This window comes from Weissella minor (genome assembly GCF_001437425.1).
Lineage (GTDB): Bacteria > Bacillota > Bacilli > Lactobacillales > Lactobacillaceae > Weissella > Weissella minor.
This window is the reverse complement of the sequence record NZ_JQCD01000031.1, coordinates 216790-238179: the sequence shown is the minus strand read 5'-3', so window position 1 is coordinate 238179 and position 21390 is coordinate 216790. Positions and strand designations below refer to the sequence as shown.

Annotated in this window: 34 protein-coding genes; 4 read left to right on the top strand and 30 right to left on the bottom strand. The window is 42.2% G+C overall.

Going from position 1 to position 21390, the window contains the following annotated elements:
- Positions 1-91: 91 nt before the first annotated feature.
- Positions 92-916 carry an ammonia-dependent NAD(+) synthetase gene (gene nadE, locus IV67_RS08755; RefSeq protein WP_057789052.1) on the bottom strand — a complete coding sequence of 275 codons (825 nt, stop codon included), beginning with the start codon at positions 914-916 and terminating at the stop codon, positions 92-94.
- Between the two features lie 244 nt (positions 917-1160).
- The gene (locus tag IV67_RS08750) at positions 1161-2657 is read right to left on the bottom strand and encodes a nicotinate phosphoribosyltransferase (RefSeq protein ID WP_057789051.1); all 1497 of its coding nucleotides are present in this window, start codon (positions 2655-2657) and stop codon (positions 1161-1163) included.
- Between the two features lie 566 nt (positions 2658-3223).
- Between IV67_RS08750 and IV67_RS08745 the strand changes: the two genes are divergently transcribed.
- The 3 genes from IV67_RS08745 (at position 3224) to IV67_RS08735 (ending at position 5885) form a co-directional block, all read left to right on the top strand.
- Positions 3224-4066, top strand: coding sequence for a MetQ/NlpA family ABC transporter substrate-binding protein (locus IV67_RS08745; protein ID WP_057789050.1), 843 nt, complete (start codon positions 3224-3226; stop codon positions 4064-4066).
- 69 nt (positions 4067-4135) lie between these two features.
- Positions 4136-5188, top strand: a complete 1053-nt coding sequence (locus IV67_RS08740; protein WP_057789049.1) for a methionine ABC transporter ATP-binding protein — start codon at positions 4136-4138, stop codon at positions 5186-5188.
- Between the two features lies 1 nt (position 5189).
- Positions 5190-5885: a methionine ABC transporter permease gene (locus tag IV67_RS08735; RefSeq protein WP_057789048.1), complete on the top strand. Its 696-nt coding sequence runs from the start codon at positions 5190-5192 to the stop codon at positions 5883-5885.
- 363 nt (positions 5886-6248) lie between these two features.
- Here IV67_RS08735 and rplQ read toward each other — a convergent pair whose 3' ends face one another.
- From rplQ to rpsJ, 28 genes are all read right to left on the bottom strand, one after another.
- Positions 6249-6635: a 50S ribosomal protein L17 gene (rplQ, locus tag IV67_RS08730; RefSeq protein ID WP_057789047.1), complete on the bottom strand. Its 387-nt coding sequence runs from the start codon at positions 6633-6635 to the stop codon at positions 6249-6251.
- Between the two features lie 39 nt (positions 6636-6674).
- Entirely contained in the window at positions 6675-7619 is a 945-nt protein-coding gene (locus IV67_RS08725) for a DNA-directed RNA polymerase subunit alpha (protein WP_057789046.1), read from the bottom strand.
- A 52-nt stretch (positions 7620-7671) separates the two neighbouring features.
- Positions 7672-8058: a 30S ribosomal protein S11 gene (gene rpsK, locus IV67_RS08720; protein WP_057789045.1), complete on the bottom strand. Its 387-nt coding sequence runs from the start codon at positions 8056-8058 to the stop codon at positions 7672-7674.
- Positions 8059-8090: 32 nt separating this feature from the next.
- Positions 8091-8456 (bottom strand): 30S ribosomal protein S13, encoded by a 366-nt coding sequence (gene rpsM / locus IV67_RS08715; protein WP_057789044.1) that lies wholly within the window; start codon positions 8454-8456, stop codon positions 8091-8093.
- Positions 8457-8498: 42 nt separating this feature from the next.
- Complete coding sequence (gene rpmJ, locus IV67_RS08710) at positions 8499-8618, bottom strand: 50S ribosomal protein L36 (protein ID WP_057789043.1); 120 nt, start codon at positions 8616-8618, stop codon at positions 8499-8501.
- Positions 8619-8653: 35 nt separating this feature from the next.
- Positions 8654-8872: a translation initiation factor IF-1 gene (gene infA, locus IV67_RS08705; RefSeq protein ID WP_057789042.1), complete on the bottom strand. Its 219-nt coding sequence runs from the start codon at positions 8870-8872 to the stop codon at positions 8654-8656.
- An 88-nt stretch (positions 8873-8960) separates the two neighbouring features.
- Positions 8961-9527, bottom strand: coding sequence for an adenylate kinase (locus tag IV67_RS08700; protein WP_057789041.1), 567 nt, complete (start codon positions 9525-9527; stop codon positions 8961-8963).
- Positions 9524-10831 (bottom strand): preprotein translocase subunit SecY, encoded by a 1308-nt coding sequence (gene secY / locus IV67_RS08695; RefSeq protein WP_057789040.1) that lies wholly within the window; start codon positions 10829-10831, stop codon positions 9524-9526. Before secY ends, IV67_RS08700 begins: the two co-directional genes overlap by 4 nt.
- A complete protein-coding gene (gene rplO / locus IV67_RS08690) occupies positions 10831-11265 on the bottom strand; it encodes a 50S ribosomal protein L15 (RefSeq protein ID WP_057789039.1) in 435 nt (144 codons plus the stop codon). The genes secY and rplO overlap by 1 nt, the downstream gene beginning before the upstream one ends.
- 33 nt (positions 11266-11298) lie before the next feature.
- Positions 11299-11484: a 50S ribosomal protein L30 gene (gene rpmD / locus IV67_RS08685; protein WP_022791519.1), complete on the bottom strand. Its 186-nt coding sequence runs from the start codon at positions 11482-11484 to the stop codon at positions 11299-11301.
- An 11-nt stretch (positions 11485-11495) separates the two neighbouring features.
- Positions 11496-11999, bottom strand: a complete 504-nt coding sequence (rpsE, locus tag IV67_RS08680) for a 30S ribosomal protein S5 (protein ID WP_057789038.1) — start codon at positions 11997-11999, stop codon at positions 11496-11498.
- A 17-nt stretch (positions 12000-12016) separates the two neighbouring features.
- Positions 12017-12373: a 50S ribosomal protein L18 gene (rplR, locus tag IV67_RS08675; RefSeq protein ID WP_057789037.1), complete on the bottom strand. Its 357-nt coding sequence runs from the start codon at positions 12371-12373 to the stop codon at positions 12017-12019.
- An 89-nt stretch (positions 12374-12462) separates the two neighbouring features.
- A complete protein-coding gene (rplF, locus tag IV67_RS08670; RefSeq protein ID WP_057789036.1) occupies positions 12463-12999 on the bottom strand; it encodes a 50S ribosomal protein L6 in 537 nt (178 codons plus the stop codon).
- A gap of 31 nt (positions 13000-13030) precedes the next feature.
- Entirely contained in the window at positions 13031-13429 is a 399-nt protein-coding gene (gene rpsH / locus IV67_RS08665) for a 30S ribosomal protein S8 (protein ID WP_057789035.1), read from the bottom strand.
- Positions 13430-13473: 44 nt separating this feature from the next.
- The gene (gene rplE / locus IV67_RS08660) at positions 13474-14016 is read right to left on the bottom strand and encodes a 50S ribosomal protein L5 (RefSeq protein ID WP_057789034.1); all 543 of its coding nucleotides are present in this window, start codon (positions 14014-14016) and stop codon (positions 13474-13476) included.
- A gap of 29 nt (positions 14017-14045) precedes the next feature.
- Positions 14046-14354 (bottom strand): 50S ribosomal protein L24, encoded by a 309-nt coding sequence (gene rplX / locus IV67_RS08655; protein ID WP_057789033.1) that lies wholly within the window; start codon positions 14352-14354, stop codon positions 14046-14048.
- A gap of 32 nt (positions 14355-14386) precedes the next feature.
- Positions 14387-14755, bottom strand: a complete 369-nt coding sequence (gene rplN, locus IV67_RS08650; RefSeq protein WP_057745187.1) for a 50S ribosomal protein L14 — start codon at positions 14753-14755, stop codon at positions 14387-14389.
- 44 nt (positions 14756-14799) lie between these two features.
- Complete coding sequence (rpsQ, locus tag IV67_RS08645; protein ID WP_057789032.1) at positions 14800-15066, bottom strand: 30S ribosomal protein S17; 267 nt, start codon at positions 15064-15066, stop codon at positions 14800-14802.
- A 19-nt stretch (positions 15067-15085) separates the two neighbouring features.
- On the bottom strand, positions 15086-15292 hold the full coding sequence (gene rpmC, locus IV67_RS08640) for a 50S ribosomal protein L29 (protein ID WP_057745181.1): 207 nt from the start codon (positions 15290-15292) through the stop codon (positions 15086-15088).
- Positions 15292-15711: a 50S ribosomal protein L16 gene (rplP, locus tag IV67_RS08635; protein WP_057789031.1), complete on the bottom strand. Its 420-nt coding sequence runs from the start codon at positions 15709-15711 to the stop codon at positions 15292-15294. Before rplP ends, rpmC begins: the two co-directional genes overlap by 1 nt.
- A 3-nt stretch (positions 15712-15714) precedes the next feature.
- Complete coding sequence (gene rpsC, locus IV67_RS08630; RefSeq protein WP_057789030.1) at positions 15715-16380, bottom strand: 30S ribosomal protein S3; 666 nt, start codon at positions 16378-16380, stop codon at positions 15715-15717.
- Positions 16381-16393: 13 nt separating this feature from the next.
- The gene (gene rplV, locus IV67_RS08625) at positions 16394-16741 is read right to left on the bottom strand and encodes a 50S ribosomal protein L22 (protein WP_057789029.1); all 348 of its coding nucleotides are present in this window, start codon (positions 16739-16741) and stop codon (positions 16394-16396) included.
- A 15-nt stretch (positions 16742-16756) separates the two neighbouring features.
- Positions 16757-17038 carry a 30S ribosomal protein S19 gene (gene rpsS / locus IV67_RS08620; protein WP_057789028.1) on the bottom strand — a complete coding sequence of 94 codons (282 nt, stop codon included), beginning with the start codon at positions 17036-17038 and terminating at the stop codon, positions 16757-16759.
- Between the two features lie 51 nt (positions 17039-17089).
- A complete protein-coding gene (gene rplB / locus IV67_RS08615) occupies positions 17090-17923 on the bottom strand; it encodes a 50S ribosomal protein L2 (protein ID WP_057789027.1) in 834 nt (277 codons plus the stop codon).
- A gap of 16 nt (positions 17924-17939) precedes the next feature.
- The gene (gene rplW, locus IV67_RS08610) at positions 17940-18227 is read right to left on the bottom strand and encodes a 50S ribosomal protein L23 (protein WP_057789026.1); all 288 of its coding nucleotides are present in this window, start codon (positions 18225-18227) and stop codon (positions 17940-17942) included.
- Complete coding sequence (rplD, locus tag IV67_RS08605) at positions 18227-18850, bottom strand: 50S ribosomal protein L4 (protein ID WP_057789025.1); 624 nt, start codon at positions 18848-18850, stop codon at positions 18227-18229. Before rplD ends, rplW begins: the two co-directional genes overlap by 1 nt.
- Before the next feature lie 24 nt (positions 18851-18874).
- On the bottom strand, positions 18875-19501 hold the full coding sequence (rplC, locus tag IV67_RS08600; RefSeq protein WP_057789024.1) for a 50S ribosomal protein L3: 627 nt from the start codon (positions 19499-19501) through the stop codon (positions 18875-18877).
- 84 nt (positions 19502-19585) lie between these two features.
- Entirely contained in the window at positions 19586-19894 is a 309-nt protein-coding gene (gene rpsJ, locus IV67_RS08595; RefSeq protein ID WP_057745157.1) for a 30S ribosomal protein S10, read from the bottom strand.
- Positions 19895-20337: 443 nt separating this feature from the next.
- Between rpsJ and IV67_RS08590 the strand changes: the two genes are divergently transcribed.
- On the top strand, positions 20338-21333 hold the full coding sequence (locus tag IV67_RS08590; RefSeq protein ID WP_057789023.1) for a polyprenyl synthetase family protein: 996 nt from the start codon (positions 20338-20340) through the stop codon (positions 21331-21333).
- Positions 21334-21390 lie beyond the last annotated feature (57 nt).

Sequence of the window (21390 nt, the reverse complement as noted above, 5' to 3'; positions counted from 1 at the left end):
TTCCTTTTTTAGAATGTCTCTAGTTTACCATATAAAGCGAATTATCGGCATGAAAAAACGACCAATCAGCATTGGTCGTCGATTGTTTAATTTATTTCCACCAGGCGTCAAAAACAGTGACTGGGGCTTGGCGCTTATGCTCAGTTCGTGTATACCAATTCTCAATTTTTTCAGCGACATCATCTGCCACATCGCGGCCTTCCAAATAATCATCGATATCAGTATAAGTTACACCTAATGCGACTTCATCTGGTAGCGCTGGACGATCTTCTTCCAAATCGGCCGTTGGCGTCTTTTCATACAAATGCTTAGGCGCATCCAAATATTCAAGAATTTGACGTCCTTGGCGCTTATTCAAGCGGTGCAAAGGTGTGATATCAGCTGCGCCATCACCAAATTTCGTATAGAAACCAGTAATTGCTTCAGCCGCGTGATCCGTTCCAATCACTAGGCCACCCATTGAACCAGCCACCGCATATTGGAAAATCATACGTTGACGGGCTTTGATATTACCTTTATTGAAATCAGATACAGGTAAGTCATTATTCACAACTTCAGCAACGGTATGTTCCGTCACGTCTTGAATATTAACCCGAATTGTTTGATCGGCATTTTGCCACGCAATGGCATCCAATGCATCTTGTTCATCGGCTTGTTCATTGTATGGGAGACGCATCGCAACGAATTGATACGCAGCATCCCCTGTTTCATCACGTAATTCAGTAATTGCAGTTTGTGCCATCTTACCGGCTAAAGTTGAATCTTGACCGCCAGAAATTCCTAGCACGTACGTCTTTAAATGCGTTGATTGTAGATATCCTTTTAACAAATCAACAGAACGACGGAATTCTTGCTCAGGATCAATCGTTGGTTGAGCACCCAATGCTTCAATAATTTCGGCTTGTTTTGCACGCATGTTCGTTACTTCCTTTGGTTAAAATAAAGTTGATATGCCTAGAGTACAGCGTTTTAACCCGGTGTGCAACTACTTAAATATTTGTAATTGTGGGGTCTGCTGCCGTGAGGTGATAAATTGTTCCTTCAACCCCAAGCTCACGTGCAATCACACTTTGTAAGGCATCCATTGCAATAAAGACTTTTCGTTGACAAAATTAATCGATTGAAAGAAAAAAGCCACCATTACGGCAGCTTTCTATCTGTTATGCTTGTGTATTTTGCTTATCATCCTTATCAGCTAATTCTTTCACGTAACCACGAATTTGCTCGATGAGATTCATCTTATTATTCCAAGCTTCAGGTGACAAATCAACTGGATACTCTTGTGGATTTAAGTCACGACGGTATTCTGACCAAAGTGCTTTCAGATTTTGACGTGAATATTGACGAATTTCTTGAACGTCGGGTGATTCATAGACCACTTCACCATCAATAATCATATCGTGCAAGAGTGGACGGGCTGTGTAATCTTCAACTGTTTTGTTCAAGTAAGTGTAGTTTGGGTGGAACATATACAAACCTTCAGGTAAATCACGTGGATCTTCATGACTCAATGCAATGTAATCACCTTGTGATTTACCATCAGTGTTTGATGTAATGCGCCAAACTTGTTTCTTACCTGGTGTTGAAATCTTTTCAGCAGAACCAGAAATCTTGATAGTATCAACCATTTCACCAGATTCATCTTCAATTGAGACAACCTTATAAACACCACCCAATGCAGGTTGGTCATAGGCAGTAATCAATTTCGTGCCAATTCCCCAGACGTCAATCTTCGCATCTTGACGCTTCAAACTTGTAATGGTTTCTTCATCCAAATCGTTTGATGCATAAATTTTAGCCTCAGTGAAACCAGCCTCATCCAAAAGATGACGGACACCCTTTGAAAGATAAGCCATGTCCCCTGAATCTAAACGAACACCTTGGAAATTAATCTTATCTCCAAATTCCTTCGCAACACGAATTGCGGCTGGAACACCTGAATGTAAAGTATCATACGTATCAACTAAGAAGACAACATCACGATGCGTTTCAGCATAGGCTTTGAAGGCTTCGTAGTCACTACGATACGTTTGAACCAAGCTGTGGGCGTGTGTTCCTGAAATCGGAATATTAAATAACTTTCCAGCACGGACATTTGAAGTGGCATCGAATCCACCAATAAAGGCCGCACGGGTTCCCCACAAAGCCGCATCCATCTCCTGGGCACGACGAGTTCCGAACTCTAGAAGTCCTTGGTTACCAACGACCGTGCGAATACGCGCTGCCTTAGTTGCAATCAGTGTTTGGTAATTAATAATATTCAATAATGGCGTTTCAATTAATTGGGCATCAAAGACAGTTCCTTCAACTTGAACGATTGGTTCATTATTGAAAACTGGTTCACCTTCATAAGGTGCACGGACAGTTCCCTTGAAACGCCAATTAGCCAAATAGTCTACAAACTTTTCATCAAATTCACCAGACTCACGTAGATAAGCAATGTCACTTTCTGAAAAGTGAAGACCATTTAGGAAGTCAAGCACACGCTCAAGTCCCGCAAAAATGGCGTAACCATTTTCGAATGGCAACTTTCTAAAGTACATTTCAAACACTGCTTTACGTTCATGCACGCCTTCTAAGAAGTACGTTTGCATCATTGAAAGTTGATAAGCATCTGTATGTAATGCTAAACTATCATCCGGATATTTTTGAGTCATAACAGGTCTCCCATTTATTCAACAAATTTAATAGAAATTGATTATATTAATAAAATATACGTTCATTGTAACACATTAGGTTATGAATTTAGTCATTTCGTAAAAATGCACAATTTATGATTTTATATGTTGACATCACTATCAATATCATCTAATATACAAAACAAGGAAATTAAGAGAAACAAGTTGAGCAGGAAAGTATGTTCATAACCCATGTCTCAGAGAATACAACATTGGTGCGAGTTGTTACATGTGGTTAGAATTGAAAATGGCCTGTGATTGGCGTTGATGAGCAGCAAGACTGTAAGTTAACGACGTATTGGTCTACGTTACAAGACACACGAATCGGCAAAGCATCATCTCGCTCCCTGCCCGCTCGTTGCCGAGGTCTAGAAGAGCAATTTTCTAGGTAAAGTAGAATGGTAACACGGAAGATCCGTTTCTATATGTATTTTGTTTACAAGATATATGTAGAAACGGTTTTTTTATTGTCTACTACTTTATCTGCAATTCGCCTCATGTCTCTTAGTTAGTTAGATATTTTTTAGGAAAAAGGAGTTATATCTATGTCAAAATTCGTTAAGTTCGGTGCCATTGCCGCCGCTACCCTAATTACTGCTTCTGCTGTTAGCCCACTTACAGCCACTCATGTCAGTGCTGATAGCAAAGATAAGACTGTGACTGTTGGTGTCGTTGGAAATGACGACAGTAAGATTTGGAAGTCTGTTGCTAAAACAGCCAAGGATAAGTACGGTGTCACTGTTAAGACTAAGGTCTTCACAGACTATAACCAACCAAACAAGGCTGTTGCTGATGGATCAATTGATCTAAATGCATTCCAACACCAATTCTTCTTAGATGATTGGAACAAGCACAACAAGAACCAAGTTAAGGCAATCGGTGATACATTCATCACACCAATCCGTCTTTACGCCACTGATTACAAGGAACCAAAGAACTTCAAAAAGGGTGATACGATTGGGGTACCAAACGACCCTACTAATGAAGGTCGTTCATTGAAGGTCTTGGAATCAGCTGGACTTATCAAGTTGAAGAAGACTGATTTGCCAACAACTAAAGATATCACTGAAAACAAGAAAGACTTGAAGATTAAGGAATTGTCAGCTGATCAAGTTGCCGCTGCCTTCAAGAAGAAGAGTGTTGACGGTGCTGTTATCAACACAAACTATGCACAAGAAGCTAAGATTAAGTTGGATTCAGCCATCTATGTTGAACCAGAAAACAAGGATTCAAAGCAATGGGTCAACGTGATTGCAGCTAAGAAGGATAAGACTGACAAGAAGGAATACAAGGATGTCGTAAAGGCTTACCAAACTGAGCAGACTAAGAAGGTCATGAAGGAAGAGTTTGGCGATACGCAAGACGCCGCTTGGGATAAGAAATTCTAATCGCATAACATTTTTCGACGCATCTGCAATTTAGGATGCGTCGATACATATTTATTAAAGGAGTAAATTATGGCTGTTATTGAATTAAAGGATATTAACGTCACATTTAAACAAAAAGACCAATCAATCGTAGCCGTGCAAAAAGAAAGTATTACCGTTGAAAAAGGTGATATTTACGGGATTGTAGGTTACTCAGGGGCTGGTAAGTCAACTTTGGTACGTACAATTAACTTATTGCAAAAGCCAACAAGTGGCTCAGTTAAAGTTAATGGCACTGAAATGACGACATTATCAGACGGTGAACTTCGCGAACGCCGTAAGAAAATTGGTATGATTTTCCAACACTTCAATTTGATGGATGAATTGACTGTTTTTGGTAATGTTGCCCAACCTCTTAAGCATAGTAAGCTTTCAAAGGATGAAAAGAAGGCAAAAGTTAACCATCTACTTGAATTAGTTGGATTGGATGATCGTAGCCAAAACTACCCTTCTCAATTATCTGGTGGTCAAAAGCAGCGTGTGGCGATTGCCCGTGCTTTAGCTAACGATCCTGAAATTTTGATTTCCGATGAAGCAACTTCTGCTCTAGATCCAAAGACGACAAATCAAATTCTAGAAATTCTAACACGTTTGAATAAGGAACTTGGTTTAACAATCGTCTTGATTACGCACGAAATGCAAGCGATTAAAGAAGCCGCAAACAAAGTGGCTGTTATGGAAAACGGTACAATCATTGAACGTGGTAGTTTGCTTGAGATTTTCACTAACCCACAACAAAAGTTAACGAAGGATTTCATCAATACTGCAACGAATCGTGATGAAGCACTTACGAAGGTGCAAGAACTACTTGTTGAAAAGCCACTAGCAACTGACGAACGCCTAGTTCAAATCAATTACGTTGGTAACGACACAGCGCAACCATTACTTTCTACCATTTACGCTGACTACCAAGTAACAACAAATATTCTTTATTCAAACATGGAAATTCTGACACAAACACCGGTTGGACTTGCGATTGCAATCTTTAAGGGACAACCCGAAAACACCAATGCAGCTATTGCTAGCTTGATTGATCATGGTGTCAATGTTACTGAATTAGATGTAAAACAGGAGGAAGCTTAATATGATTGATTGGATTGCTCAAAATCTTCCCGGCGTCTATGAATTAGGTTGGACCGGTGATTCAGGTTGGGGAACGGCCATTGGACAGACTCTTTATATGACCGTTGGTTCTGCAATTTTTGGTGGCTTACTTGGTTTGGCCTTTGGTATCGGTTTAGTCATTACTGATGACTCAGGGATTAGCCCAAATCGCATTGCCTTTCAAATTCTAGACAAAGTCGTTTCAGTCGGACGTGCGATTCCATTCATTATCATGGTAGTTGCGTTCTCTCCGTTGACCCAACTGATTACAGGAACAACAATTGGGGCAACGGCTGCCCTAGTGCCATTATCACTTGGGGTTTTCCCATTCTATGCCCGTCAGGTGCAAGTCGCACTCCTTGGTGTTTCAAGTGGTAAGGTCGAAGCCGCACGTGCATTTGGTGCAAGCAAGTGGGACATCATCCATGATGTTTACCTACGTGAAGGGCGTTCAGAACTTGTTCGTGTTTCAACAGTTACCATGATTAGTTTGGTTGGATTAACTGCCATGGCTGGTGCCATTGGTGGTGGTGGTCTTGGAACAACAGCGATTGTTACAGGTTACCAACGTTTCCAAAACGACGTAATGTGGACCGCAACAATCATTATTCTCTTGTTTATTGTGTTAATTCAATTTATTGGAGATCTTGTTGCTCGTCACTACAGTCATCATTAATATCAAATAAAAAAGAGCTTAACTCGGATCTTCGAGTTAAGCTCTTTTCTTGTGCAACTGTTAATGGGCATCAGCAAAAACTCACAGCATTGCTGGCCCTTATTGATGCAAGGTACGCCTGTAGTAAGCAGCGATGAAATGCCCATTGCCCCCAGTATGTCGATGTCCTTAAGCATACTGCTTATTCTTAAAAGCATTATTATTTTTTATCTATGTATACAAAAAAACCTCACACGTCAATGAGTGCAACGTTTAAAACGTCATTCAACCTAGACTTGGCCGAAGCCATCATCGTAGCGGTTTATACTCAAAGATATGAGAGATTCCATTGTTAATTGTTATTAATTTTCTAATACGTTAATATTAGTCAACCAATTCCAAGATGACCATTGGAGCAGCGTCTCCACGACGTTGGTCCAACTTCAAGATACGAGTGTAACCACCCGCACGTCCTTCAAAACGTGGTGCAACATTGTCAAACAAGAATTGCACTGCATTTTGAATCTTGATGTTATCATCTTCAGTCGTTTGTACATCAGCAACGACGTTACGCAAGAAAGCAGCGGCCTTACGGCGTGAAGCCAAGTCACCACGCTTACCAAGTGTAATCATCTTATCTGCTGTACGGCGAACTTCTTTCGCGCGCGCTTCAGTCGTTTCAATACGACCATTAATCAACAATGAAGTTGTCAAGTCACGCAACATAGCCTTACGTTGTGAGCTATTACGTCCCAACTTACGGTATCCCATGAGTGTATCCTCCTTTTCTTGGAATTCTATTTATTTAATTTAATCTTCCTTGCGGAACCCTAAACCGAGCACAGCCAGCTTATCCTGGATTTCGTCAAGTGACTTACGTCCCAAATTACGAACAGTCATCATTTGAGCTTCTGAACGATCAGTAAGCTCTTGAATTGTGTTAATTCCGGCACGCTTTAGGCAGTTGTAAGAACGAACAGACAAATCCAATTCTTCAATTGGAACTTCAGCATTCTTGCTTGTAGTCGTTTCTTCCTTATCAACCATAACTTGTGTTTCCACTGCGCGTTCTGATAATTCGATAAATGGGTTCAAATGATCTGACAAGATACGTGAAGCAAGAGAAATAGCTTCAGTTGCTGTCAAAGAACCATCAGTCCAAACATCCATAGTCAACTTATCATAATCGTTACGTTGACCAACACGAGTTTCCTCAACTTGATAATTTACGCGTTCGATTGGGGTAAAGATTGAATCAATTGCTAGAACACCAATTGGCGTATCATCATGCAATTCCTTATTCTGGTCACCTGATACATAACCACGACCACGTACTGCGGTTACAGTCATATGCAAAGTAGCACCAGCTGCAACAGTTGCAATGTATTGATCCTTATTCAAGACCTCAACATCAGCATCACCAACTAAATCGCCGGCAGTGACTGTTGCAGGTCCATTAACATTTACTTCGAGCGTCTTCTCATCATCACTATCGATACGCATTGAAACCTTTTTAAGGTTCAAGATGATTTGCGTTACGTCTTCAACAACCCCTTCGACTGTTGAAAACTCATGCAAAACGCCATCAATTTGTACTGAGTTGATTGCCGCACCGGGCAATGAAGACAACAATACACGGCGTAGGGAGTTACCCAAAGTAGTTCCGTAACCACGTTCAAGCGGCTCAACCACAAACTTACCGTAATTACTATCCTCTTCAACCAGTGTAATCTTTGGGTTTTCGAATTCAAGCATACTGTTTGTTACCCCTTTCAAAGCATTGTGCGCTAACTAGTTGCATTAACAATTAGACACGACGACGCTTTGGTGGACGTGAACCGTTGTGTGGTACTGGAGTAACATCCTTGATAGATGTAACTTCCAAACCAGCAGCGGCTAACGCACGAATAGCTGACTCACGTCCTGAACCAGGACCCTTGACAGTTACTTCAACAGTCTTCATGCCACTTTCCATTGCTGACTTTGCAGCTGCTTCAGCAGCCATTTGTGCAGCGAATGGAGTAGACTTACGGCTACCCTTGAATCCAAGAGCACCAGCTGATGACCATGATACCGCGTTACCTTGAACGTCAGTAACCATGACAATCGTGTTATTGAATGTTGCGTGAATGTGAACAACACCACTTTCAATATTCTTTTTAACACGACGCTTACGATTTGTACGACCTGCCATAATCAAGTAATCTCCTTTCCTTTAAAAATTAATTACTTCTTCTTACCTGCAATTGAAACAGCTGGGCCTTTACGTGTACGTGCATTGTTCTTCGTGTTTTGACCACGAACAGGCAAATTACGACGATGACGTAGACCACGGTATGATCCAATTTCTTTTAAGTTCTTAATGTTCATTGAGACTTCACGACGCAAGTCACCTTCCACCTTGATACCATCAACGATGGCACGGATGGCGTCTTCTTGGTCGGGAGTTAAGTCACGAACACGAACGTCTTCAGAAACACCAGCTTCAGAAACAATCTTTTCTGCAGTTGTGTTACCGATTCCGTATACATATGTCAATGCAATCACGATACGCTTATCGCGAGGCAAATCAACACCAGCAATACGAGCCATTACGATTACCTCCTATTTTATTTATTGTTTCAAGAATGCTAATTAAGCACCTTGACGTTGCTTGTGCTTGGCGTTTGCAGAACAAATCACCATAACACGACCGTTACGCTTAATCACTTTACAGTGATCGCACATAGGCTTTACAGATGGACGAACCTTCATAATATTTACCTCCCCTTGGATTTTTGGACGTTACATTATTTAATATAACGATACGTAATACGACCCTTAGTTAAATCATATGGCGACATTTCTACCGTCACTTTATCTCCAGGTAAGATACGAATAAAATTCTTACGAATCTTTCCAGAAACGTGCGCTAAAATAGTCGCCCCGTTTTCCAATTCAACGGTAAACATGGCATTAGGCATAGTATCAATTACTTTACCTGAAATTTCAATAACATCTTTGGCCACGTTGCTGCCTCCTTAATGTGACATTGGAGAACGTAACACGTAATTATACCATAATGAACCAATTAGATTCAATAAGATATTTTACGAATTACCCTTCCAAGTTATCCAATACTGTTTCAACATCAGTGAACACATCTTCAAGAGCTTTCGCTCCATCAAGTTCGTGTAGGACACCCTTTTCCGCATAAAAATCAGCAATAGGTTTTGTCAACTCACCATTGACGTTCAAACGATTTTGAATGACCTCAGGAGTGTCATCAGCTCGACCGCGAGCCATCATTCGTTGAACTAGAACATCATTGTCAGCAGTAAAGTAAAGCACACCGTTAATGTTACGATCTTGTGCTGCTAACATTTGCTCCAAAGCTTTAGCTTGTTCAATGTTACGTGGATAACCATCAAGGATGAATCCATTTTTTGTATCATCTTGAGCTAACCGTTCTTCTACGATACCATTAGTAACTTCGTCGGGGACCAAGTTACCAGCATCCATATAAGACTTTGCTTTCAAACCAAGTTCTGTTTCGTTCGCCATTGCTTCACGGAACATATCCCCGGTACTAATATGTGGCAAGTTGTAAGTTTCAACAATCTTTGCAGCTTGAGTACCCTTTCCCACGCCAGGTAAACCTAGCAATACGATATTCTTGCTCATTTTGCTTTGACTCCTTCTTGAATAAAACCAACATACTGACGCTTCATTAATAGTCCTTCCAATTGACGAATCAAGTCAATGGCAACACCGATAACAATCAAAATTGATGTACCTGACATTGCTAATTGACCATCAAGGCCAAAGGCGTGGGTTGCTAGAACTGGGGTCAAAGCCACAAATCCTAGGAAGAACGCGCCGACTACTGATAGACGCAACAAGAGAGCAGAAATCCACTTTTCTGTTGCCTTACCAGGTCGAACCCCCACAATATAACTACCCTGCTTTTGCAAGTTCTCTGCAACCTTTTCAGGATTAACCTGAACGAAAGCATAGAAGAATGTAAAGAGGACAATCAATAAGGTGTAAACAATTCCACCTTGAACAGTCTGCATATTAAGATATTCCATGACTGTTGTATACCAAGCTGTATCTCCAAACTTTGTTGCAAATAATTGCAAAATAGTTTGTGGCGTCACCATCAAAGATGACGCAAAGATAACAGGAATCACACCAGCAACATTCACTTTCAAAGGTAAGTAAGACGTGCTTCCTGAACCCTTTGATTGACGTGTATATTGCATTGGAATCTTACGGATTGCTTGGTTGAACCAAGTAATAAATCCGACAACCACCAAAAAGAGGATGAGGATTCCAATCATAAATGCCCAACCTCGCGCTTGGTCGGCACTTACAATAACGTGTTCTCTGAACAACTTATAAACAGATGCAGGCATTCTTGCAATAATACCTGCGAAAATCAACATTGAGACACCTTGTCCAAGTCCGTGACTTGTAATCATATCACCAAGCCAAACAGCAAACATCGTTCCAGCGGTTAGAATAAACCCAATTAGAACATATGTTTGCGTATTTGGTGTGCTGACTAAGTTCACTTGACTTAGTTGATTAAACCCAGCAGTAATTCCAATAGATTGGACGAATGCTAGGAAAATGGTCAAGTAACGGGTGACTTGGTTTAACTTACGTCGTCCCACTTCACCTTGTTTTGACCATTCAACAAATCGTGGCACAATATCCATCTGAAGGAGCTGTACCACGATTTGTGCAGTAACGTATGGTGAAACTCCCATTGCGAACAATGAATAATTTGTAAGACCACCACCGCTAAACATATTCAAAATGCTGCCGAGTCCAGAAGATGCAACGTCTTGTAGTGCCAAAGGATTAATACCAGGAATGGTAATTTGAGCACCGATTCTGTATACAATCAAAATCGCTAAAGTAAAGAACAATTTATTACGAATGTCTTTTTCTTTCAGTGATTGGAACACGGTTTTTAGCATTAAATCACCTCAGTTTTACCACCAGCTGCTTCAATAGCTGAAACGGCTGAAGCTGAGAACTTGTTAGCTTTAACAGTCAAAGATTTCTCTAGTTGACCGTTTGCTAAGATCTTAATGCCACTTAATTCGTTTTTAACGATACCTGATTCTACCAACAAAGCTGGTGTAACTTCAGTACCATTGTCAAACTTGTTCAACGCATCAAGGTTTACGACTGCGTAATCCTTGCGGTTAATGTTAGTAAATCCACGCTTTGGCTTACGACGGAACAAAGGCATTTGTCCACCTTCGAAGCCCATACGTACCTTACTACGAGCCTTTTGACCTTTTTGACCACGTCCAGCAGTCTTTCCGTTACCTGATGATTCCCCACGTCCAACACGGTTGCGAACGTGACGTGAACCTTCAGATACTTGGAGTTCATTAAGCTTCATTAGGGTTGTACCTCCTTCAAAGCAATCTATTAGCTACTTAACTACTTCAACAGTAATTAAGTGAGCAATCTTAAATAGTGCACCACGCGTTGCTGCGTTGTCAGGCAATACGACTGATGAGTTCACCTTGTTCAAACCAAGTGACTTAACAATCGCGCGCTGATTTGGCTTACGGTGAGCAGCACTCTTAACAAGTGTAACCTTTACTTGATCGGTCATTTTCTGCCTCCTTAATCTGCCAAGTGCTCAAGTGAGACCTGACGCATTTCAGCAACTTCTTCAGCGTTCTTCAAAGACTTGATTGCTTCAAAAGTTGCGCGAACAACGTTAATTGGTGTAGCTGAACCTAATGACTTTGCAGTCACGTCGGCTACGCCACCCAAATCCATAATAGCACGAGAAGCTCCACCGGCAGCTACTCCAGAACCTTCAGCAGCGGGCTTTAGCAAAACGCGTCCACCACTGTAGATACCCAAAGTAGAATGAGGAAGGGTCGTACCAACCATTGGGATTGCAACGATATTACGCTTAGCATCATCAACAGCCTTACGGATAGCTTCTGGCACTTCTTGTGCCTTACCAGTTCCGAAACCAACATGTCCATTGCGGTCACCAACAACAACTAGTGCTGCGAAACGTAGACGACGTCCACCCTTAACAACCTTAGTAACACGGTTGATGGCTACAACATTTTCTTCAAGCTCTCCGAGCGTTTTTGGATCGATATAAGCCATTTTCTTTCCTCCTTCCTTTAGAACTTCAAACCAGCTTCACGAGCAGCTTCTGCCAAAGCTTGTACACGACCATGGTACAAATATCCACCACGATCAAATACAACAACTTCGATGTTAGCAGCCTTTGCGCGTTCAGCGATCAAAGCTCCAACCTTAGCAGCTTGCTCTGTCTTTGGAGCAGTTTCAATTGAGCTGTCCAAAGTTGAGGCACTAGCAAGCGTCACACCCGCTACGTCATCAATTAATTGCGCGTAGATGTTCTTGTTAGAACGGTAAACGTTCAAGCGTGGGCGCTCAGCAGTACCAGAAATCTTTCCACGAACACGTGTGTGTCGGTGTTGACGCACTTTGTTCTTGTCTGACTTCGTAATCATTGTTCGTAACCTCTTTTTCAAAAATTTAAAAGATATACTCATAAGTAAATCCGGAAACGTTGTCATTCCGGCTAAACAATTTGTTTAGATTACTTACCAGTCTTACCTTCCTTACGTGCAACGTATTCGTTTTCGTAACGGATACCCTTACCCTTATAAGGTTCAGGTGAACGTACGGCACGAATTTCAGCGGCCAAATCTCCAACGCGTTGCTTGTCGATTCCGCTAACGATAATTGTCAAAGTATCAGGTACTTCAACTGATAACTCTTCACGGGCATCAAATTCAACAGGGTGTGAGTAACCAACATTCAAAACAAGCTTGTCGCCTTGCTTTGCTGCACGATAACCAACACCGACTAGCTTCAAAGTCTTCTTGAAACCATCTGTTACACCCTCGACCATGTTTGCAACATTGGCACGAGTTGTTCCGTGAAGGGCCTTGATACGACCTTCATCAGAAGGACGTGTGAAAGTAACTTCGTTACCTTCTACTGTGAATTGGATTTCGGGAGCGATTTCGCGTGAAAGCTCACCCTTTGGTCCCTTAACAGTAACTGTGTTTCCATCACGTGCAATTTCTACACCTGCTGGCAACGTAACTGTTTTATTACCAATACGACTCATGAGTAGACACCTCCTTGTTAGATTTTATTTTTTACCAGACGTAAGCTAATACTTCGCCACCAATACCCTTGGCGCGAGCTTCTTTATCGGTGATAACACCTTCAGAAGTTGAGATGATTGCGATACCTAGTCCGTTCAATACCTTAGGTACATCATCTGATTTAACATATGAACGTAGACCTGGCTTTGAAATACGCTTCAAACCAGAAATTACGCGAGTCTTATCAGAACCATACTTAAGGAAGACACGGATGACACCTTGCTTGTCATCTTCAATGTATTCAACGTCACGAACAAAGCCTTCGTTCTTCAAAATCTCGGCGATGTCCATCTTGATCTTTGATGCAGGTACTTCTACTGAATCGTGACGAACCATGTTCGCATTACGAATGCGAGTCAAAAAGTCTGCAATTGGGTCAGTCATTGACATTGATGTTTGCCTCCTATTATTAATTACTGTAAATCAGTTAAAGATTACTTTGAGAAAGGCATACCCATTTGAGTAAGCAATTCACGTGCTTCTTCGTCAGTGTTGGCAGTTGTAACAACAACAATATCCAAACCACGGACGCGGTTAACAGCATCGTAATCAATTTCTGGGAAAATAAGTTGTTCACGAATTCCCAACGTGTAGTTTCCACGACCATCAAAGGCCTTTGGTGAAACTCCACGGAAGTCACGAACACGTGGCAATGAAACGTTGATTAACTTATCCAAAAAGTCATACATACGCTCACCACGCAAAGTAACCTTAGTACCGATTGCCATACCCTCACGCAAACGGAAGCCAGCGATTGACTTCTTGGCACGAGTGATAACTGGCTTTTGACCAGCAATCAATTCTAATTCAGCAACAGCTTCATCCAAGTTCTTTGAGTTTGAGACAGCGTCACCAACACCCATATTCAACACGATCTTTTCGATCTTTGGAGTTTGCATGATTGATGAGTAATCAAACTTTTCGACCAATGAAGGTGTAACTTCACTGATGTACTTTTCCTTTAAACGACTTGCCATGATAATGATTTCCTCCTTTCACCTAAATATTAAGCTAAAGTCTTTCCAGACTTCTTAGCAAAACGTACCTTCTTACCATCTTCAACCTTGTAACCAATCTTAGTTGGTTCGTTAGTAGAAGGGTCAAGCAATTGTACGTTTGAAACGTGGATAGGAGCTTCTTGCTCGATAATTCCACCTTGTGGATATTGGTTATTTGGCTTTTGATGCTTCTTAACCATGTTTACACCTTCAACAACAACACGGTCTTGGTTGGCTAGAGTCTTAACAACTGAACCTTCCTTGCCCTTGTCCTTGCCGGCGATAACCTTAACCTTGTCACCAGTCTTCACAAACATGCGAGGCTTCCTCCTTGATTTAATGATGGTAATTACAATACTTCAGGTGCCAATGACACAATACGCATGTAATCATTGTCACGCAATTCACGCGCAACGGGGCCAAAAATACGTGTACCTACGGGGCTCTTGTCATCCTTTACGATAACAGCAGCATTTTCATCAAACTTGATGTATGATCCGTCTGTACGGTGGATTCCTGAAACGGTACGAACGATAACAGCCTTAACGACGTCACCCTTCTTTACAGTACCACCAGGAATAGCTTGCTTAACAGTTGCGACGATCATGTCACCGACACCGGCGAACTTACGTCCTGAACCACCCAAAACTTTGATTGTCAAAATTTCGCGAGCTCCAGAGTTATCAGCAACTTTCAAACGACTCTCTTGTTGAATCACGATTATATCCTCCTTCCGTTATTGGTTAGATTCGAGATTAACGATTAGATAATAACGGCCTTCTCGACGATTTCTACCAAACGGAAGCGCTTTGTAGCTGACGTTGGACGCGTCTCCATGATGCGTACGATGTCACCTTCTTTAGCTTCGTTATTCTCATCGTGAGCCTTAAACTTCTTCGTGTACTTAACACGCTTACCATAAACGGGGTGGTTCTTGTAAGTGTTAATGGCAACAGTAATTGTCTTATCCATCTTATCTGAAACCACGCGTCCTTGATAAACTTTACGTGCGTTACGATCTTCAGCCATACCGGTCTCCTCTCTTAGTCTACTTGTTTAATTCTTCTTGACGAATCGCCGTCTTGATACGAGCAATTTGCTTGCGTACTTCTGACAATCGAGCCGTGTTCTCAAGTTGACCAGTAGCTAATTGGAAACGCAAGTTAAACAACTCTTCCTTGTAGCTCTTTTCCTTGGCAACCAACTCAGCTTGGCTGAGACCCTTGATTTCTTCTTGTAAGTCCTTGATCTTCATTATTCACCCTCCGTTTGGCGAGTCAAAATTTTAGTTCTGACAGGCAACTTGTTAGATGCGAGACGCAAGGCTTCGCGGGCAACATCTTCAGAAACACCGCCGACTTCAAACATAACAGTGCCACGCTTTACTGGGGCAACCCAACCTTCGGGAGTACCCTTTCCGTTACCCATACGAACACCGACACCCTTAGAAGTGTATGACAAGTGTGGATAAATCTTAATCCAAACCTTACCACCACGCTTCATGTAACGTGTCATAGCAATACGAGCCGCCTCGATTTGACGATTTGTAATCCAATGTGAGTCGATGGCTTGTAGTCCAAACTCACCAAATGTTACTGTCTTACCACCCTTAGCTTCACCACGCATGTGGCCACGATGTGGACGACGATACTTAACACGCTTTGGAACTAGCATTTGTTACTCGCCTCCTTGCTTCTTTGACTTCTTCTCTGGCAAAACATCACCACGGTAGATCCAAGTTTTTACACCTAGTTGACCGTATGTTGTTGTTGCTTCATCCCATGAGTAGTCAATGTCTGCACGCAATGTGTGCAAAGGCACTGTACCCTCAGTATATTGTTCGATACGAGCAATGTCTGCTCCATTCAAACGACCAGAAACTTGTACCTTGATTCCCTTGGCACCTGAACGCATTGCACGTTGGATAGCACCACGCATTGAGCGACGGAATGCCACACGGCGTTCCAAATCGCCAGCGATTTGTGAACCTACCAAGTGAGCGTCCAAATCTGGCTTCTTAATCTCAATGATGTTGATGTGTACACGTTCACCCTTTGCCACCATCTTTGACAATTCGCTACGCAATGCATCAACTTCTGATCCACCTTTACCAATAACCATACCTGGCTTAGCAGTGTGGATTGAGATGTTTACACGGTTCGCAGTACGTTCAATTTCAATACGTGAAACTGATGCATCTGCCAACTTAGTCTCGATATAACTACGCAACTTCAAGTCTTCGTGCAAGTTGTTTGCATAGTCCTTCTTGTTTGCGTACCATTTAGCATCCCAGTCGCGGATGACACCGACACGGAAACCGGTTGGGTTAATCTTTTGACCCATGACTCAATCCTCCTTACTTTTCTTTTACCACAATCGTAATGTGGCTTGTTCGCTTGTTGATTGGTGAAGCAGAACCCTTAGCACGTGGACGGAAACGCTTTAGCGTTGGTCCTTCGTTTGCGTAAGCTTCTTCAACAACCAAATCTTCGCGATCTAGTGAAAAATTGTTCTCAGCGTTTGCTACTGCTGAGTTCAATACCTTATATACATCTGTAGCAGAGTGATTTGGCAAAAATTCCAAAATCGCGAATGCTTCTGCTACTGACTTTCCACGCACTTGGTCAAGCACTAAGCGGACCTTACGTGGAGCGACACGAACGATATTCGCTGTGGCGCGTGCTGACGTAATTTGTTCAGCCATTGTACTGTCCTCCTATTACTTACGTTGCGTCTTCTTATCGTCTGCAGCGTGTCCACGGAATGTACGCGTTGGGACGAATTCACCTAACTTGTGACCGACCATATCTTCTTGAACCAAAACTGGTACGTGCTTTCGTCCGTCATAAACGGCGAAAGTTAATCCGATAAAGCTAGGGAAAATTGTTGAGCGACGTGACCATGTCTTGATAACAGTTTGCTTATCTGATTCATTGGCTTGTTCAACCTTCTTCAACAGACTGGCATCAGCAAATGGTCCTTTTTTCAGGCTACGACCCATTCTGAGTCCTCCTCTCGATTGCTTATAAGTTTGAAATACTCAGGAACTAGACTACTTGCTCTTACGACCACGAACAATGAACTTAGATGATTGTGCGTTCTTGTTACGAGTCTTCTTACCAGCAGTCTTCTTACCCCATGGAGACAATGGAGATGGACGACCAACAGGGGCCTTTCCTTCACCACCACCATGAGGGTGATCGTTAGGGTTCATTACAGATCCACGAACGTGTGGACGTTGACCCTTCCAACGACTACGACCGGCCTTACCCCAATTGATCAATGAGTGTTGTTCGTTTCCAACAACTCCAATTGTGGCACGGTTCGTTGCCAAGATCATACGTACTTCACCAGATTGTAGGCGAACCAATACGTACTTTCCTTCACGACCCAAAACTTGAGCTGAAGTTCCGGCTGAACGGACAAGTTGTCCACCCTTACCAGGCTTCAATTCAATATTGTGAATTTGAGTTCCATCAGGAATTACTGACAATGGCAATGCATTTCCGACCTTAAAGTCGGCTTCAGGACCAGATTGAACAGTCATGCCCACTTCTAGACCCTTTGGTGCCAAGATATATGACTTGATACCGTCTGTGTATTGCAACAAAGCGATGTTAGCTGAACGGTTTGGATCGTATTCGATCGCAACAACCTTAGCTGGTACTTCATCCTTTGTACGCTTAAAGTCTACAGTACGGTATTGGCGCTTGTGTCCACCACCGCGATGGCGAACAGTCATGTGTCCGTAAGAATTACGAGCACCTGTGTTTGACTTTGATTCCAACAAGCTCTTTTCTGGTGTCGTCTTTGTGATTTCTGAAAAATCAGAACCAGTCATATTACGACGACCATTAGAGGTTGGCTTATACTTCTTGATAGCCACGCTAAGTTCCTCCTAATTAGTTTTCGTTGAACAATTGAATGTCCTTAGAAGCGGCAGACAACTTAACAGTTGCCTTCTTGCGCTTCTTAGTGTAACCAGTATAGCGTCCTTGACGCTTAAGCTTACCACGTACGTTTGCTGTATTGATCTTTTCAACCTTTACGTCGAAAATTTCTTCAATAGCGCGCTTGATTTGTGGCTTTGTGGCGCGAACATCAACTTCAAACGTGTAACGCTTTTCATCCAAAACGTTCATTGTTTGTTCAGTGATGACCGGGCGCAAAATGATTTCGCGTGCGTCCATTATGCCAAAACCTCCTCAACTTGTGCCAAAGCTGATTGTACAACAACCAACTTATCATTGTTGATTACGTCAAGAACGTTAACACCCTTAGCAGTCATAACAGTCACGTTTTCTAAGTTACGTGCTGCCAATGCTGCGTTTGTGTTGTCATCGTCCAAGACTACCAACGTCTTTCCGTCTACGTTCAAGTTATTCAAAACGTTCTTGAATTCCTTTGTCTTTGGTGCGTCAAATGCCAATGCATCTACGACAACCAATGAAGAATCCAAAACCTTTTGTGATAACACTGACTTCAATGCCAAACGGTATGCCTTCTTTGGCATCTTGTAGGCATATGAACGTGGAGTAGGTCCAAAGACAATTCCACCACCACGCCATTGTGGAGAACGGATTGATCCTTGACGAGCACGTCCAGTACCCTTTTGACGCCATGGCTTCTTTCCACCACCAGAAACGGCTGAGCGATTCTTAACAGCGTGAGTACCTTGACGCATTGATGCACGTTGCATCAAAACAGCGTCTGTTACAACGTTGTCGTTTGGCTCAACAGCGAAAATTGCGTCGTTCAACTCAACTTCACCGGCATTTGAACCGTCTTGCTTAAATAAAGCAATCTTAGTCATGTTATATTCCTCCTTTCGTCCTTATTACTTAGCTTTGATTGAATTCTTAACAGTAACAAGTGACTTGTTGGCACCAGGTACGTTTCCCTTGATCAAAAGTACGTTGTTTTCAGTATCAACACGAACAATCTTCAAGTTTTGAACAGTACGCTTACGGTTACCCATGCGTCCAGGCAACTTCTTACCCTTGAACACACGATTGATAACGGCTCCCAAAGAACCTGGACGACGGTGGTAACGAGATCCGTGAGCCATAGGTCCACGAGATTGGCCGTCCTTCTTGATGTTACCTTGGTAACCATGACCCTTTGTGATTCCAGTTACGTCAACGGCTTCACCTTCGGCGAAAACATCAACCTTAACTTCATCCCCAACATTGTATTCACCCTCAGCGTCGCGGATTTCACGAATGTAGCGCTTAGGGGTCGTGTTCGCCTTTGCGGCGTGACCTTGCTCAGGTTTGTTACTCAAAACGGCACGCTTGTCACCCAAACCAAGTTGAAGTGCGCTGTAACCATCATTTTCCAAAGTCTTAACTTGGAGGACGACGTTTGGCGTTGCTTCAACCACAGTAACTGGGATAAGCTCACCATTCTCAGTGAATACCTGAGTCATGCCGACTTTGCGGCCTAAGATACCCTTAGTAGTCATGACTATCTCCTTTATAAATGTAATATCTTTATTTTCAGTCAGTTGAATGCTTAACCAGGCAAGTTTTTAAAGTGTAATTAGAAATTACAACTTGATTTCAATATCAACACCACTTGGCAATTCAAGCTTTGACAAAGCATCAACTGTCTTAGCAGTAGGATTCATGATATCGATCAAACGCTTGTGTGTGCGCATTTCGAATTGTTCACGTGAATCCTTGTTCTTATGTGGTGAACGTAGCACCGTGTATAGTGTGCGTTCTGTAGGCAAAGGAATAGGACCTGAAATTTCGGCACCTGTTCGGTTTGCTGTTTCTACAATCTTTTCTGCTGATGCATCCAAGATTTCGTGCTCGTATGCCTTCAAACGGATACGAATCTTCTTACTTGCCATGATAATAATTCTCCCTTCGTCCATATTGGAATATGAAACTAACTCCGTGGAAACTACCGACACGCCACTCGAAATCCCATGGCCTGGGTCTCGTGGCAATGCTGCCGGGTGTGTCGCAACCTCCCACATCATCGCTGTGTGTTTTTCGACACTTTTGTAGTAGGTAATACCTACACACAATTAGCGTACTTGAATATAATACACAATATGCGGGTAAATGACAAGGTTTTTCTGCAATTAATTTAAATTGTTTTTTTCTGCCGTCTTTTTGCGACCATCACAAATTTTTTTCAATTCGTTTTTTCTCTTATAATATGAAGGAAACTGAAAAATACGAAACATTTAGAAAATACACCTGACTTTTTAATACGAATAGATTAAACTATTAATTATGGCGAGTAAGCATAACAATCTAATTAAGAACTAAAGGAGTTCGATTATCAATGCAAGATAATTCTATTCAATTAAACGCCATTTGGAATGATTTCCCATCTATTCAATCGGATCTAACTGAAGTATTAGACGTAATTCAAAGTGAATTGAAGGCGAAGAACCCTGCGGTTCAGGATGCCCTTATTGAAATGATAACAAGCGGCGGCAAGCTATTGCGCCCAGCCCTAACCATTCTAATTGGTCAAATGACCCTAAACAACCACGATAACTTAATTCATTTGGCCGCTGCTGTTGAGATGCTTCATTCAGCGACCTTAGTTCATGATGATATCATTGATAGTTCATCCCAACGTCGACACCATCCTTCTATTCAAGCCCGTTTCGGCCAAGATGTTGCTGTGTACGCTGGAGACTATCTCTTTTCAGTTACCTTTAAAATATTAGCGTTCCATTCGAGTTCAATGGACGTTTCTCGTAAGGCTACAACTTATCTAGAACAGATTTTGAACGGTGAGCTATTGCAACGTTCACATTACTATCATCTAGATATGACCATTGACGAGTACCTTGAGCAAATCGCTGGTAAGACGGCTGCATTATTCGAACTTGCAGCCCAACTGGGACTATCTGCAGCCGATGAACAGCCTGATCAAGCGTTAACCGACAAACTGATTTCCTTTACCTATAATCTTGGCATGGCCTTCCAAATCTTGGATGACTTACTAGATTATCAAGATGACAGCCAAACATTAGGTAAGCCAACGCTTAACGACATGCGCGAAGGCGTTTACTCTGCACCCCTTCTTTATGCAATTAATCGTAGTGAACGCGTCAAGGAATTGCTGGCTGCGCGCGAGACCATGACAGATGCTCAAAGCCAAGAGGTTGCTCAGCTTGTTCATGAGACCGGTGCTTTCGATGCTGCGACTGAATTAGCTGTCGATTACACTGACATCGCATTGGACATTCTTGATGAATTACCTGATAGCGATGCTAAAGATATGCTAATTGATTTAAGTAAACACTTACTACATCGTAGCGTTTAATATTTTTAAATAAAATAACCCCATACCGGTGCACCACTTAGATGTGGAACAGGTATG